Genomic DNA, 15,242 nt, shown 5'->3' on the forward strand with positions numbered 1-15,242 from the left:
ATATAGTAGTTATTTAAATCTTCTTCAAATTATAAGATACATCAAATCTTGTATAACAGCTATATTCAATAATGCAGAGAACATTTCTGTCCTAGACGCTTTATATTAAAGGCTTAATATTCACCTTTATCTTCTTTATGATAACCTCTTAAGAAGTATATGATTGCCATTACGGATAAGAATACAATACCGATAATAACAGAAACGCGTGTTTCTGAATTGAACAACATACCGATTAATACTAAGATAAAGAATCCTAATGTTAAATAGTTAGAGTATGGTGCAAACGGCATCTTGAATGGATGATCTTTAATTTCATCTGAATGATTTCTTCTAAATTGAATATGACTAAATAAAATCATAAACCAAGGAACCATACCTGGTAGTATTGATGCACTGTATACATACACAAAGATATTTTCAGAACCATCAATCACTAATGGTAATACAATATTTAAAATAACACCTACAAAAATACCAATTGAAATTGCTAATACTGCAAAGAATGGTACCCCTGTTTTCATAACTTTTGTGAAAATACGAGGCATTTGTCCTTTTTGAGCTAATGTATAAACCATACGGCTTGAACTGAATATACCTGAGTTACAACCTGACATTGCTGCTGTTATAACAACAAAGTTAATTAATCCTGCCGCAATTGTAATACCTACTTTTGCGAATGTTGCAACAAATGGACTACCTACGTTACCTAATTGATCCCATGGATAAACTGTTACAATAACGAATATTGCACCTATGTAAAAGATTAAAATACGCCAAATTACACCATTAACGGCTTTTTTAATATTTTTCTGTGGATCTTTCGTTTCACCAGCTGTAATCCCTATTAATTCAACCCCTTGATAAGAACCTACAACCATTGATAATGCAAAGAAGAAACCTACGATACCTTTAGGGAAGAATCCACCATGTTCTGTTAAGTTTCCTAAACCTATAGCATTCCCGCCATTTCCAAGTCCAAAGAAGATTAGACCGAAACCAGCTATAATCATTAAAATAATTGTTACTACTTTAATCATTGCAAACCAGAATTCAAATTCACCGAAAGCTTTAACTGACGTTAAATTTGCTGCAGCTAAAGTTACTACTACTATTACCCCTGGTATCCATGTTGGTAAATCTGGCCACCAGTATTGCATATATTGACCAACAGCGATTACTTCACTCATACCTACTACTATCCACTGGAATATGTTACTCCAAGCTGTTACATAACCAGCTACTGGATGTAAATAATCACTCGCATAGTTGGCGAATGATCCTGTAGTTGGATACAAATAAACTAATTCTCCCATTGCTCTCATTACTAAATACAAGAAAAGGCCTGCTACTAAATAAGCGAATATTGCAGATGGTCCCGACCATTTAATAGTGCTTGAAGCACCCATAAACAAACCAACACCTATTGTTCCACCAAGTGCAATCATCTGTACTTGACGTGAACTCAGACCCCTTTTTAAATGATTGTCTTCCATTCTTTCGTGTCACTCCTCATTACAAACTTTTCAGTTAAGATTTATCTATTTAATTTTATTCAAACTTCATGGGACAATTATACTATAAATAATCAGAAAATAAAGCACTACTAGAAAGCGTTTTCCTTTTTTTATAAAATTATATGTATTTTGTTCATAATATTGTAATTTATTTATAATTAATGAATAGAAATAAAGAAAACGAGACATTAATTTAATGTCTCGCTCCCAAAGTTTGTTCTATTGTAATATTTCTACCAGCACGTGATCCTATAATCATAATGATAATTGACGTAACAAGCAGTATACCAAATGACGTATTCCAACTATTTGTAGCATCGTGCAGTATACCGAATAGTAATGGACCAATCGCAGCAAATAAATACCCTACTGACTGTGACATACCTGATAATTTGGCTGCCGTTAAACCATTTTCTGTTCTTAGTCCAAAGAATGTATTAACAAGACCAAATGCTAAACCACTGGCAATACCAATCAATATAATACCTAAAAATGCCCAGTTAGGTTGTAACATTAACGTTAGTATACCTAATACAAAGAGTAACCCTGTCACAAAAGTAATCAGAACTTGGTTCTTCATTTTTTCAGCAAATATAGGTGTGACAAAAGTTAATGGAATAATGGCTAATTGAAGAATCGATAAATAAATCCCCGCTTCATTAATCGGTGTACCATGACTTAATAAAAATTCAGGTAACCAATTTATCAATGAATAAAATATCATTGATTGACCGCCCATTAATAGCGTAATTTGCCATGACAATGGTGATTTCCAAACATTTATATTTGTCGTAGTTTGAGCACTATTAACCGTTTCATGTTTGTTTAACTGGAATGACCATATAATAATACCTATAAACGTTACAATACCTATTAAACTGATTGCAATGTTGTAGTTAAAATGTTTAACAAGTGGTGCTGTCACATATGATGAAGCACTTCCGAATATATTCATCACAACTGTGTAATAACCTGTCATGATACCTATACGTAACGGGAAGTTCATTTTAATGATACCAGGTGTTAACACATTTCCAAACGCAATCCCTACACCTATTAATACCGTACCGATATATAACCAAGAGACGCCCGTAATCGCCCTTAAAGCAATACCTATAAATATTAAATTAAGTGCCCCAAAAACTGTACGTTCTAATCCAAATTTATGACTAATTTTAGCAGCGAATAGTGAAATTACTGCAAATGAAAGCAATGGAATAATTGTGATTAAACTGACAGATGTATTGGATAAATTTAAAGTTTCTTTAATTGAAGGTAATGCAATCCCTACTGAAGTTATAGGTGCTCTTAAACTTGCTCCAATTAGTAAGATACCAATAAATAATATTAAAGTTCGTTTTTTACTTCTATTTATATGATCCATCTTTTTATTATCTCCCTAAAGTGAATTTCTGTTATACTGTTCTTAACGTTCGTTATAAAGAACACATTATATTGTACAATGCGTTCGTTATAAAGTAAATAGGAGTGTTTATATTTATGAAAGATATCCATACAATTGTTGCGCATAATTTGTCACAGTACCGAACTTCGCAACAATTAAGCCTAAGCACAGTATCTAAATTGACAGGCGTTAGCAAAACAATGCTTAATCAAATTGAGAATGGACAATCTAATCCTACCATTACAACTTTATGGAAAATAGCAAATGGCTTACATTTACCTATATCCGATTTAATTTCTAACAAAGAAGATAACATTAATTGTGTGTCTAAATCAGACATTACACCTATATATAACGATAATCAATCCGTCACGATATACCCATATTTCCCATTTAATATTGATAAAAATTTTGAAATGTTTAATATGATTTTACAAAGTGGAGCTGAAATGATATCAGAAGGCCATCACAATGGATCTGAAGAGTACATTATCGTTCATAGCGGTACACTTGAAGTCGATATCAATGGCGTTAAACACATAGTTCGTAAAGATGATGCTATACGTTTTGAATCTGACGTAACACATACTTATCGTAATATAGGTGAAGATAATGTTCATTTAACAGCAACTATACAATATCAACACAATAAATAAAGGATTGGGATAAATTTTTATCCCAATCCTTTTACTTATCATTTAATATGTCATCCATTGTTCTCTGAACACTACCTGCATACATTGAACCAAACTTCACTAAGTGCACCATCAATAAGTAAAGTTCATAAAATTTAATTCTTTCATTTGCACCTTTACTTAATGGTAATGCTTCATCATAAGCTTTATAGAAGGCTTCCGTGAAACCACCAAAGACTCTTGTTGCTCCTAAATCAAATTCACGATCTCCATATAATGGAGAAGGGTCGAATAATGCTGGTTCCCCGTTTGCTAAGAACATATAATTACCTGCCCACAAGTCTCCATGTAGTAATGACGGTTTACTTTTATGTTCTGTTAAGGCTTCAATAATGACTGTACGTACTTGTTCAAATTGTTGAAGTTCGTCCTTAGACCAAAGTCCTCTTCTTACAATTTCGTCTCTTAATTGGTCTAAACGTTGCTCGACAAATATATTAATCCATGTATCTTTCCAACCATTTTCGAACGTAATATCACTACCATGATAAGGTAAATGAAATCCAAATTTACCATCTTGTTGATAATGACTATGCAATTTCGCTACCAGTTTGCCGAGTTCACTTTGACTACCTCGACGACCTTCTTCAAGATAACTTAGTATTAAATACGCATCTCCATTAATTTGACCGTAACCTTTAACAACAGGCGCTGTAACACCCGCTTCTTCAAATGCTTCTAAACCAGCAATTTCGGCAGCGTAAAAATCTTCGCTTCTATTATGTTGAACAAGTAGAAAATCCGTTCCACTCTGTCTTTCAATTCTATATGCTTCATTCACATCTCCACCACTTACTGGTATGAGCTCTTTAATATCATCTATAGGTAATTGCGATTGCCAATCTTTATTCATGACGATCCCTCCTATGTGTTATTGTATTAAAAATTATTCAAAGTTCAAAACAACAGCTATTTATTATTGTGTAACCTACTCAAAGGTTAATGACTCAAACTTATAAATCATCTGCAAAATCAACTCGCCATCTTTCGTAAGATGATAATAGATGTTTGGGGGCATAATCTCTTCAGTTCTAACATTGATAAGATTATTTTGCTTCAACAATTCTAGAGATGCTTTAATAATATGACTATCCACTTTCTCAAACGCTGAAAGTATTGCTTTTTCTTCTCTTTCACAATCACTCATATAATTTAATAGTTGAATACCGTAATTTTTAATAAGGTGATTCATATTTTGTTCAATCTTCATTTCATTAATTGAAGTCACTTAAATAACCCCATTTCATATTAAGTAAATTGATACATCCATATGTTAGCTTTTTAAATTATTTTTATATGATTTCACAATTTGCTCTTTTGCATCTTTATCTGCTTCGAAATACCAAATACCATCACTCTCTACTTGATTCACACCATCGATAGATATCTTCTCAAAATGTTCTGTTGCACTTTTATAGTCAGTGATTAGTTTTCTTGTGTCATTTAAATTAAAGCTTGTTGTAATGTTATCTTGAGCGACATTCATCAACTCATTGAAATTATTGACATTCAAATTATTTTTAAGCTTTTTACTTGTTGCTTCTATTACAATACGTTGTCTTTCTTGTCTTCCTTCATCATCTCCAGCACCCGCTTCTTTACGACTGCGTACAAAGTCTAATGCTTCTTGACCATTTAATTTCACTTTCTCTCCAGTTTTAAATTTTGTACCGTTAAAAGTAAATGATTTATTACTTTTAACATTTACACCGTCTAAGGCATCGATTGTCTTTTTAAAGCCATCCATATCTACTGTTATATACCCATCTATCGGTATATTGAATTCATTTTTTAATGTTTGTACGGCTGTTTTTGATCCACCGTATGCATATGCATGTGCAACTTTATCGTGATTACTATAGCCAGGAATATTTACTGCCATATCACGTGGAACACTAACGAGTTTAGTTGTTTTAGTTTTAGGATTAATTGAAGCTAACATAATTGAATCCGTTCTTTCACCTATATTTTCTGATTCTCTTTCTTTGTTAGAATCTACACCAAAAATCGCGATAGAAATTGGCTTATTGTTTTTAATTTTTTCTTTCACATGTTTTGTATCTTGTTTATTGATGGGTTGATAAACTTTGTTATTTATATTAATCGTCTTTACTGTTACAAATATACCAGCAATTAAGACGATGGCTGCAATAATTATTGTTACTTTACCTTTTCTTGTTAGCTTCATAGTCACACTCCTAGTTTTTATTTATAATTACCATGATAGCACTTTTAAGTAAATTACTAAATGATATTTAGGTAGTCCTAAAGTCCTATTGTTTAAAATTATTTTTATATTTACAATAGAAAAAAAGTCTAAATATTCACGTTCAAAGGAGCTTTACGCACAATGAAGAAAGATTCCAAGCTCATTATTTGTTATGCTATTTTATTAATTTTAATCGTGTCATTGATTTTTACAAATTATATCAATCCTATTGATCAGTATGTCTATCAATTTATACAGACCCAAGCATTAGCATTTAGATTACATAATTATCTATCCATTATTTCATTTTTATTTTCACCTTTACATAGTGGTATATTAATATGCGTATTATTAATTGGATTATACTTTTATAATAGAAGAAATTTGCTACAGTATTTAATATTCTCTTTCTCATCACTATTTATCGGAACAGCGTTAAAGTATATTATTCAACGACCAAGACCTTCTGATTTAATTGATGGATACAGCTTTCCAAGCATGCATACACTAACATTATTTGTAGCCATTTTTCTCATACTAGCGTTATACAATCATGTAACGGTTAAATGGATTACTGCTATATTAATTTTATCTATGATGTGTTCAAGAATTTATTTAAGTGCACACTTCTTTTCTGATACTGTCGCAAGTTTAATTATTGTTCATTTAGTTTATTTAAACGTTACTAAATTTATGCATAGGTACTCGCGCTCGTAAATTTCACCTCCTTTATTTTATGCTATGATAAAAATAAAGGAGGATTTTTTATGAGATATAATACTTTTAATCAACCAATTGGTGATGAAGTCGAATCATTTAAAGAACCGAATATGCCTAATGTTGAATTACTTGAAGGTAAGTACAGTAAACTTGAACATTTAAACGAAAGTCATATCGATCAGTTATTCCCTTTATTATGTTCATCAGAAAATGATGCAAACTGGACGTATTTACCTCATGAACCGATTCACGATAAAGCTTCATTTACGCAATTAATCGAAGAAAGAATCATTTCTAAAGATCCTTATTTCTTTGCGATTGTCGACAAAGAAACACATCAAGCATTAGGTATAATGTCACTTTTAAGAATTAATCCTAAAGCTTCAACGATAGAAGTTGGCCACATTCATTATTCTTCACTACTTAAAAGAACGCGCATTGCTACTGAAGTACAATATTTACTTGCTCGATACGTTTTTGAAACTTTAAAATATAGACGTTATGAATGGAAATGTGATAGTTTGAACGCACCTTCGAAACACGCTGCCGAAAGACTTGGTTTCAAATATGAAGGGACATTTCGACAAGCACTCGTATATAAAGGAAGAAGTCGCGATACAGATTGGTTCTCTATCATTGATAAAGAATGGCCATCTATCAAAAAACATTATGAAGAATGGCTAGATGAAAGTAATTTTAACCATGATGGTACACAAATCAATAAACTCTCAATAAACTAAATGTTTATATTTATAACGATGGGTATAATAAGTAAAAAGGATTGAGGAGATGAAGAAATGAATAATCAAAGAATTGTTCCGCATTTATGGTTCGATAACGAAGCGCAAGAAGCCGTCGATTATTATATGCAAACTTTTCCAGAATCAGAAATCATTTCAGATGTAACATTTACAGATACACCATCCGGAGATGCAAAACAGCTCACTTTTAATGTTTTTGGTTATAAATTTATGGCAATCAATGCTGGTCCTTATTTCACAAAAAATCCTTCCATATCATTTACAGTACTTTTCAAACAATCTGAAGCAGCATTACTCGACAAAGTTTGGACTGCACTTGCACATAACGGGAAAATTATGATGGAACTTGGTGCTTATGACTTTAGTGAAAAATACGGCTGGTTGGAAGATCAGTTTGGTGTTTCATGGCAACTCCTCATCACAGACCAACCATTTGATGATCGTATTAGACCATCATTTATGTTCATTAATGATAATGTTGGTAGAGCTGAAGAAGCAATTAACTACTACACAAGTGTATTTAAAAACAGTGGTGATATTAGTAAATTTTATTACCCAGAAGGCATGGAGCCAGACAAGCCAGATACACTCGCTCATGCAGAATTCAAATTAGAAGACCAATATTTTGTCGCACTTGATAGTGCCCATAAGCATGAATTCAACTTAAATGAAGGTATTTCATTAATGCTATTTTTAGAAGACCAACAAGAAATTGATTATTATTGGGATAAATTATCTGCTGTACCAGAAGCAGAACAATGCGGATGGGTCAAAGATCAATTCGGTGTCTCATGGCAAATTGTCCCTAAAATCATGGATCAAATGGCTGAAGAAGGCACACCAGAACAAATCAGTAACGTTACAAAAGCATTCCTTAAGATGAAAAAATTCGATGTAGAAACTTTAATAAAAGCCTATGAAGGCAAATTATAGTATTAAAAAAGACAGAAGCGTTGTGCATGCTTCTGTCTTTTTAATTTATTTAACCGGTACTGGCCATGTTTCTAAATGTTCAGCCATATCCCAGAACATATATTCATAGTAACTCGTTTTAACAATAATGTCTTCTAAGCGTTGTAATTCCACTTCAGTCTTACCTTCTGTAACTTGATCCATCAACTGAATACAATCTTCTTTGTATTGACTAAATTCATCCGAAGCATACATATTGATCCATTCTCCGTATAAAGGATGGTCCGATGCTCCTTTAATTTTTGCTAATTTTAACCCTATATAATTATAACTCCAAGTACATGTCAAAATAGCCGCAATAACATTCTCTATACCACCTTGTTGTGCCATATTCAACATATAACTCGTATAGCCAACAGTCGTTTGAGCTGGTTCTGTTTCTTCTAATTCCACTTCTGATATACCAAATTGCTTAGCATAACCTCTATGTAATGACATTTCAGTATTTAATGTACCATTCGCTAAATCAGCATAAGTCGCCATCATTTTTAAATCAGTTGATTTAGCTGCACCAATTGAGAATAGTCTCGCATATTCTATTAAATATATATAATCTTGCTTCAACCAATGTTTAAATTTTTCTTGATCTAACGTACCATCACCTAATCCTATAATAAAAGGATGTTCCATATAAGATTGCCAAATCGGTTCAACTCTATTGAATACTCTATCTGTAAATTTCATTTATAAATCCTCCTTATAATTAAAAAAACGCTATTTTCATTAAGAAAATAGCGTCATGAGTACCTTAAAATCAATACGCCACTTTCCTACGCCAGTATAAGCTGGATCAGGTTCAAGGAATTTTAAAGGTAATACTTTAATCTCAGCCTTTATAAAGGCACTTCCAGTGGTTTAAAATTATTTAATTTCTATACTCTTTCAACATATCTGTTTTATCCTAGGATTGCAAATAAAATTACATACAACTTTTATTACAAGATTCTAAATAAGCTTTAGCCTGTTTATTCACTTCTTTAAAATCTATACCTTGCTTCATAGCTGCAAACACACAACCACAATAGCATTGTCTAAAAATATCATACTCATTACACATTTTAATCGATCTTTCATACCCCTTGTTCTTCTTAAAGTCACTCGGTAAATAATAAACATGATATAAATCTTGAACATCCATACCAAGTTCGTTAATCAATTGTGCATTTTTCTTAGGTGACAACGTTAACGCACTCGCAAAATAATCATATCCAAGATCAGCAGCCGCTTCTGCCACGAGTTCTAAACGCATTTCGAAACAAGCCGTACATCTTAGCCCACCTTCATTTTCATCAGCTAAATCTTTACTTTTAACCATTTTCATAAATTTATGTGGTTCATAGGCTGCTTCAATATATTTAACATTAGAATTTGTACGCTCATTAAACTGTTCAACAAACGTTTCTTGAACTTTCGCCCTACGTTCATATTCACTTTTCGGATGAATATTTGGATTCGCAAAATAAATCGCAACATCCGCATATTGTGTTAATAACTCTAACGTATAAGTACTACAAGGCGCACAACAACTATGAATTAAAATAGAAGGTCTTGTTTCAGAACGTTCCCATTCAGAAATCATTTTACGCATAACCTTATCATAGTTAATCTTTTGATTTTTCATCTTAGCAATAATACCATCAGCTGAAATCACCATATCCCTAACCATTCCTTTATACAAAAATTGTCATTTTTACAATATTTTATAACATTCAAAAGGTGATAGCAATATGATGATTAGAGATAGTATAGGGATTTTAATAAATGACTTTTGCAATATTATCTTCACTTTGAGATTGGCCAGTTTTTAATAAAAATTGTGGCTAGGATAAACTATGTTACCCCAGCCACAATCAAATTTAAGCACTTGTTATTCTTTTTTACGATTTTTTCTTCTATTAAATAACATAATAGATCCTAATCCTGCGAATAATGTTGCGAATAAAGTACCATTATTATTGTTATTTTCTCCAGTATCAGGTAACTTACCATCGTTATTTTCATCATCCGATATTTCTGTTTCTGTATCAGCGTTCGCTACAAAATTTGTAGTAGTGTCATGATTACTTGAACTAATATTTATCAGGTCTTGATTATATTCATTGCTAACGTTACCTAAACCAAAGTCCTTATTTAAGTCATTCACTTCTGCTGTTTTGTTATCAGCATCTATTACAGAATCACTATCAACCGTTTCTGAATTTGTGCTTTCATCAGTAGCATTATTTCCTTCTAGATCTTCCTCTACATCCGAATAATTATTTCCGTTTGCATTTGTATCTTCACTTGGAACTGAATCTCCAACAGCATCTGGGTTATTATCACTTTCCGAATCAGTACCTTTTTCATCTTCAGTGTCTTCACCCTTATTGTTGTCTTTATCAGAACCAGTATTAGAACCATCTTCTGATTCTCCTCCTGATTCTTCAACTGTATCATTATTTTCTTCAGCAGGATCTGTTTCTCCTTCGTCTACATCCGAATCTTCTTCTGTATCTTCTGAGTTGTCGTCTCCGTCAGCATCTTCGTCAGTATTTGGATTTTCTTCTGAGTCTTCTTCCTCGTCTACATCTGAATCAGTATCATCGTTCTCATCCGAATCTTCGTCTGGTTCTTCTGGGTTGTCGTCTCCGTCAGAATCTTCTTCAGTATTTGGATTTTCTTCTGAGCCTTCATCCTCTCCTACATCTGAATCAGAGTCTTCTGTATTATCTTCGTCTTCGGATCCAGCATCGGAATTGTCCTCAGAATCTTCATTTTCACCAGTTCTGTCGTCTCCGTCAGTATCTTCTTCAGTATTTGGATCTTCTTCTGAGTCTTCTTCCTCACCTACATCTGAATCATCATTTTCTTCAGCATCTGGATCTTCTTCTGAGTCTTCTTCCTCGCTTACATCTGAATCAGAGTCTTCTGTATTATCTTCGTCTTCTAATCCAGCATCAGAATTGTCCTCAGAATCTTCATTTTCACCAGTACTGTCGTCTCCGTCAGTATCTTCGTCAGTATTTGGATTTTCTTCTGAGTCTTCATCCTCACCTACATCTGAATCAGTATCTTCGTTCTCATCCGAATCTTCTTCTGGTTCTTCTGTGTTGTTGTTGTTGTTGTCTTCTTCACTATTTGGTTCCTCTTCTGAGTCTTCATCATTGTCTTCGTCTGGTTCAGTTTCTTCTCCTGATTCTGAATCATCATTTTCTTCAGCATCTGGATTTTCTTCTGAGTCTTCTTCCTCGCTTACATCTGAATCAGAGTCTTCTGTATTATCTTCGTCTTCTGATCCAGCATCAGAATTGTCCTCAGAATCTTCATTTCCACCAGTACTGTCGTCTCCGTCAGTATCTTCTTCTGAGTCTTCTTCCTCTCCTACATCTGAGTCAGTGTCTTCTGTATTATCTTCATCTTCGGATCCAGTGTCTGAATTGTCATCTGTATCTTCACCAGGTTCTTCTGAGTTTTCATCTTCTGTATCTGGTTCTTCTGAGTCATCATTTGGTTCTTCTTCTGGGTCTTCATCCTCGCCTACATCTGAATCAGGGTCTTCTGTATTACCTTCGTCTTCGGATCCAGTGTCGGAATCTTCATCGTTATCCTCACCTGGTTCTTCTCCTGTGTTGTCATCTGAATCTTGGTCTTCGTCACCAACATCTGAATTGTCATCCTCAGGATCCGTTTCTTCTGAGTCATCATTTGGTTCTTCTTCTGGGTCTGGTTCATCACCAGTGCTGTCATCGTCATTCTCGTCTTCTGCTTCTGGGTCAACTTCAATAATTATAGAATCTTCATTACCATTTTTTGTTAATAAATCAAGATTTATTATTCCTGTTCCAACATCAGATTTAAAGTTATACTCGTGACTACCTGGTTGGTCAGAACCTGGTAAAATACCATCATCTGTTAATTCATTTAAATCTAACGTTAAAATATACGCCATATTAGTACCAATACTAAGAGAAACTAAACTTGATATCTTGCCGTATATCACACCAGTATTAGGATCAATATTTAAATCATTCCCCGTAATTGATTTATTATCCAACAACTTTAAATTCAAAACATCACGTGCTTCATAATCAATTCGTACTGCGTTTCTAAAATTAGGATTTGACATTAAATCTTTAAACTGAGGAGGCAACTGGAAAGTAGGGTAAGTACTTCCAATTCCCAGATTTACTAACGATCTACCTTCCATTTTTAATTGCAATTTACCATCGCTATGTGTAGCGTCAAGCTTCTTATTACTAAGAACTTCTACGTCAATTAAAGCATTGATGCTAATGTTCTCTTCTTTCGAATTTAAAGATTCTGGTTGTACGTTATCCGTTATATCTTCCGAATATGGTACATCTTCACTAATTTTTTCATCCACTTTAATATTTGTTTCTGAAGCGTTATTTGTTGTATCTACTTCATTATTTGATCCTTCTGTATTATCAAGTTCTGTTTTTTCTAGACTGTCTTCTACACTACCTTGTGTATCTTCAGATTCTTTAGCAACTTCTGATGAGCTGTTTCCATCTGTATCTATAGCATCTTCAACTTTCTCACTAGTATCTGAAGATTGATTAATATCTACTACATTTGGTTCATCTGTTGAAGAAACTTCTTGTTCACTCTGTTGTTCTGTTTGTACTTCTGTTGCTTTTTCTGTATTTTGTTCTATTAAGTCACTATCTTTAACTGGATGCTCTTGAGACGATTGGTCATCATATGTAGCTTCCTCTTGTTCATTTGTTACTTTTTCATTATTTTCAACAATAGAAGCACCTTCTGAAACACTAGTATCTTCTTTATGCTCTTGTTCTAGAGTTGATTCTTCACCTAAAGATTCATTTGAGTTATTTCCCGTATTATCAGTTGTTTCATTAACTTTTGTATCTTGACCAGTTGATTTTATTGGTGCTTGTACTTGTTCAGTATTTAAGTCATTATCTTTTATGACTTCTTTTTTCTCTGAAGTTCCATCATCTTCTGATGAATTATTTGTAACCTTAATTGATGTTTCATAATTATTTTCACTTGCTTCTACTGTATTTATTCCCGAATACAGCGTTAAACCTATTAAAACTGATCCTGCTCCAACTGTAAATTTGCGTATTGAGTATCTTCTCTTTTCTCTCATGTCTTACTCCTCCCAAATTAATTAAATACACTTTTATAATACTACATAATTTTAATTTTGCGCTATTTTTCTGTTACTAAAATCTAATAATATACAATCGATTTATATTTATATAAGATTTTATTAATGTTATAAAATTACATTTAAGGCAATGTTAGAATATATTTATCCATTTAATAGTATTTATTTGTTTCGTAATATACACCGTTTTATATAGCTATAAAGAATTGTTTTATTATACAAATTATTAGTGAGACATATTTTGTACGAGTGCATACTAGATTAATAAATGGAAAAGTAATAATCACACTATTTCGAAAACTTTATTTAAATAATAAAATTTACGCAAAAAAAAGAAACAGATTTACTGTTTCTTTACTCACGTATTGTTCCTAAACCGATATTCATTTCAAATATAAATTCTATAAGACTATTCCTATACGGAATAAATAAACCTTCTTTAATCATGTCTAATAATTCATCTTTTGTAACCCATTTTACTTCTTGTACTTCTTCTGTTGGAAAGCTTAGTTTTTCTATATTTACTTCCTCGTGAATAACAAAGAAATCATCAAATGCATCATAGTAATTGATTGTGAAATGTGGTCTTTGATTAGACAAGTCTAATTGAATACCTAGTTCTTCATATGTTTCTCGTTCCGCTGCATCTCTATTTGTATCGCCTTGAACAGCACTACCTCCTGCTGAGAAGTCCCACTTACCTGGCCATCCTTGTTTGTCATCTCTTCTTTTTTGTATTAGTAATTGTCCCTGTTTATTAATAATACAGACATGAATCACAAGATGATATCGATTAGCAGGTACTACATTTCCTCTTGTCATCGTTTCATTTAATAACTGCCTATTTTCATCGTATAAATCCCAAGTCTCCATTCTCACCACTCCGTAATCATAGTAATTTTATTTTATCATATTGAAATTAACACCTTGTTATAGCTATTCATAAGTTATGTGTATTATTACATCTATCCATTTAGGTGTATGGTGTAAGGAAAGGGGATGATATTTTGAATAATATATTTCATGATGAGCATAATAAGTATATGTATAGTGGACGAAAGGTTGATTATAATTGGGTAACTTTGATAAGAAGCATCATCAAACAATCTAATATTGATAAGGATAATGCACTAGACATCGGGTGTGGCGGCGGCATTTACACAAATCAATTAAGTGAAATTGGATTCAAGCATGTCTTAGGTATAGACCAATCTGAAGTAATGATCGCATCAGCTAATGAACAAGATTACAATAACCATATACAATTTGAAGTTGGAGATATATTCAATAATCATTTAGCCAACCAGTCACAGAATTTTATCCTTTCAAGAGCACTCATTCATCATATTCAAGATTTACAAAAAGCTTTTTTAGAAACAAAGCGTATTCTAAAAGATAACAGCGTATTTGTCATTCAAGATCGAACTATTGAAGATTTAGCGATACCCGCTTCTTCAACCAATCTGCGCGGATATTTATATAAGCATTTCCCAAGACTTCGGGATTTTGATTCAAAGAGAAGACATTCAGAAGCAGGTGTTACAAATGCATTATATGAAGTTGGATTTAATAGTGTTGAAACTTTAAAAATTAATGAAATTAGACAAACATATGCAACGATAGAATCCTTACAGCATGATTATTTATCAAGAAAAGGTCGTAGTATTCTATTTGAATTATCAGACCAAGAATTAAAAACATTTGTAGCACAATTTCCTAAATATGTAGGAGACGATTCTCCGATAATAGAAAAAGATCAGTGGACACTTTGGGTAGCATATCATTAAAAAAAGCATGGGAGGATACCCCATGCTTTTACTTCATAT

Annotated in this window: 14 protein-coding genes and 1 riboswitch; of the genes, 5 read left to right on the forward strand and 9 right to left on the reverse strand. The window is 32.7% G+C overall.

Annotated features, from left to right (window positions below; translation table 11 throughout):
- Positions 1–113 precede the first annotated feature (113 nt).
- Positions 114–1,496, reverse strand: a complete 1,383-nt coding sequence (locus LQ677_RS08345) for an amino acid permease (RefSeq protein WP_191836098.1) — start codon at positions 1,494–1,496, stop codon at positions 114–116.
- A gap of 214 nt (positions 1,497–1,710) precedes the next feature.
- Positions 1,711–2,901: a CynX/NimT family MFS transporter gene (locus LQ677_RS08350; protein ID WP_239748286.1), complete on the reverse strand. Its 1,191-nt coding sequence runs from the start codon at positions 2,899–2,901 to the stop codon at positions 1,711–1,713.
- A 116-nt stretch (positions 2,902–3,017) separates the two neighbouring features.
- Between LQ677_RS08350 and LQ677_RS08355 the strand changes: the two genes are divergently transcribed.
- Positions 3,018–3,578, forward strand: coding sequence for a helix-turn-helix domain-containing protein (locus LQ677_RS08355; protein ID WP_037590546.1), 561 nt, complete (start codon positions 3,018–3,020; stop codon positions 3,576–3,578).
- A 31-nt stretch (positions 3,579–3,609) separates the two neighbouring features.
- On the opposite strand, the gene LQ677_RS08360 is transcribed toward LQ677_RS08355, so the two are convergent.
- The 3 genes from LQ677_RS08360 to LQ677_RS08370 all read right to left on the reverse strand — a co-directional run bounded on the left by LQ677_RS08360 (position 3,610) and on the right by LQ677_RS08370 (position 5,805).
- A complete protein-coding gene (locus tag LQ677_RS08360; protein WP_239748287.1) occupies positions 3,610–4,470 on the reverse strand; it encodes a fructosamine kinase family protein in 861 nt (286 codons plus the stop codon).
- Between the two features lie 75 nt (positions 4,471–4,545).
- Positions 4,546–4,845 (reverse strand): winged helix-turn-helix transcriptional regulator, encoded by a 300-nt coding sequence (locus LQ677_RS08365; protein ID WP_239748288.1) that lies wholly within the window; start codon positions 4,843–4,845, stop codon positions 4,546–4,548.
- A 45-nt stretch (positions 4,846–4,890) separates the two neighbouring features.
- A complete protein-coding gene (locus LQ677_RS08370; protein WP_239748289.1) occupies positions 4,891–5,805 on the reverse strand; it encodes an LCP family protein in 915 nt (304 codons plus the stop codon).
- Positions 5,806–5,967: 162 nt separating this feature from the next.
- On the opposite strand from LQ677_RS08370, the gene LQ677_RS08375 reads away from it, so the two are divergent.
- The 3 genes from LQ677_RS08375 to LQ677_RS08385 are packed head-to-tail and all read left to right on the forward strand — an operon-like array spanning position 5,968 to position 8,240.
- Positions 5,968–6,543 (forward strand): phosphatase PAP2 family protein, encoded by a 576-nt coding sequence (locus LQ677_RS08375; protein WP_239748290.1) that lies wholly within the window; start codon positions 5,968–5,970, stop codon positions 6,541–6,543.
- Between the two features lie 50 nt (positions 6,544–6,593).
- Positions 6,594–7,286 carry a GNAT family N-acetyltransferase gene (locus LQ677_RS08380; RefSeq protein ID WP_239748291.1) on the forward strand — a complete coding sequence of 231 codons (693 nt, stop codon included), beginning with the start codon at positions 6,594–6,596 and terminating at the stop codon, positions 7,284–7,286.
- Between the two features lie 57 nt (positions 7,287–7,343).
- Positions 7,344–8,240: a VOC family protein gene (locus tag LQ677_RS08385; RefSeq protein WP_239748292.1), complete on the forward strand. Its 897-nt coding sequence runs from the start codon at positions 7,344–7,346 to the stop codon at positions 8,238–8,240.
- Positions 8,241–8,285: 45 nt separating this feature from the next.
- On the opposite strand, the gene tenA is transcribed toward LQ677_RS08385, so the two are convergent.
- From tenA to LQ677_RS08405, 4 genes are all read right to left on the reverse strand, one after another.
- On the reverse strand, positions 8,286–8,963 hold the full coding sequence (gene tenA / locus LQ677_RS08390; protein WP_239748293.1) for a thiaminase II: 678 nt from the start codon (positions 8,961–8,963) through the stop codon (positions 8,286–8,288).
- Between the two features lie 66 nt (positions 8,964–9,029).
- A riboswitch (TPP riboswitch) is annotated at positions 9,030–9,138 on the reverse strand.
- A 60-nt stretch (positions 9,139–9,198) separates the two neighbouring features.
- Positions 9,199–9,930 carry an epoxyqueuosine reductase QueH gene (locus LQ677_RS08395; RefSeq protein WP_107618107.1) on the reverse strand — a complete coding sequence of 244 codons (732 nt, stop codon included), beginning with the start codon at positions 9,928–9,930 and terminating at the stop codon, positions 9,199–9,201.
- Positions 9,931–10,146: 216 nt separating this feature from the next.
- A complete protein-coding gene (locus LQ677_RS08400; protein ID WP_239748294.1) occupies positions 10,147–13,395 on the reverse strand; it encodes a YSIRK-type signal peptide-containing protein in 3,249 nt (1,082 codons plus the stop codon).
- A gap of 375 nt (positions 13,396–13,770) precedes the next feature.
- On the reverse strand, positions 13,771–14,289 hold the full coding sequence (locus tag LQ677_RS08405; protein ID WP_239748295.1) for an NUDIX hydrolase: 519 nt from the start codon (positions 14,287–14,289) through the stop codon (positions 13,771–13,773).
- Positions 14,290–14,423: 134 nt separating this feature from the next.
- On the opposite strand from LQ677_RS08405, the gene LQ677_RS08410 reads away from it, so the two are divergent.
- Positions 14,424–15,203: a class I SAM-dependent methyltransferase gene (locus tag LQ677_RS08410; protein ID WP_239748296.1), complete on the forward strand. Its 780-nt coding sequence runs from the start codon at positions 14,424–14,426 to the stop codon at positions 15,201–15,203.
- The last annotated feature ends 39 nt before the right edge of the window (positions 15,204–15,242 follow it).

It is taken from the genome of Mammaliicoccus sp. Q-M61 (assembly GCF_022386055.1).
GTDB classification, from domain to species: Bacteria; Bacillota; Bacilli; order Staphylococcales; family Staphylococcaceae; genus Mammaliicoccus; species Mammaliicoccus sciuri_A.

Bases quoted from the DNA above. Each gene is read 5' to 3' on its own strand.
- LQ677_RS08345 (WP_191836098.1), bottom strand. From the start codon at position 1,496: ATGGAAGACAATCATTTAAAAAGGGGTCTGAGTTCACGTCAAGTACAG.
- LQ677_RS08350 (WP_239748286.1), bottom strand. From the start codon at position 2,901: ATGGATCATATAAATAGAAGTAAAAAACGAACTTTAATATTATTTATT.
- LQ677_RS08355 (WP_037590546.1), top strand. From the start codon at position 3,018: ATGAAAGATATCCATACAATTGTTGCGCATAATTTGTCACAGTACCGA.
- LQ677_RS08360 (WP_239748287.1), bottom strand. From the start codon at position 4,470: ATGAATAAAGATTGGCAATCGCAATTACCTATAGATGATATTAAAGAG.
- LQ677_RS08370 (WP_239748289.1), bottom strand. From the start codon at position 5,805: ATGAAGCTAACAAGAAAAGGTAAAGTAACAATAATTATTGCAGCCATC.
- LQ677_RS08375 (WP_239748290.1), top strand. From the start codon at position 5,968: ATGAAGAAAGATTCCAAGCTCATTATTTGTTATGCTATTTTATTAATT.
- LQ677_RS08380 (WP_239748291.1), top strand. From the start codon at position 6,594: ATGAGATATAATACTTTTAATCAACCAATTGGTGATGAAGTCGAATCA.
- LQ677_RS08385 (WP_239748292.1), top strand. From the start codon at position 7,344: ATGAATAATCAAAGAATTGTTCCGCATTTATGGTTCGATAACGAAGCG.
- tenA (WP_239748293.1), bottom strand. From the start codon at position 8,963: ATGAAATTTACAGATAGAGTATTCAATAGAGTTGAACCGATTTGGCAA.
- LQ677_RS08400 (WP_239748294.1), bottom strand. From the start codon at position 13,395: ATGAGAGAAAAGAGAAGATACTCAATACGCAAATTTACAGTTGGAGCA.
- LQ677_RS08405 (WP_239748295.1), bottom strand. From the start codon at position 14,289: ATGGAGACTTGGGATTTATACGATGAAAATAGGCAGTTATTAAATGAA.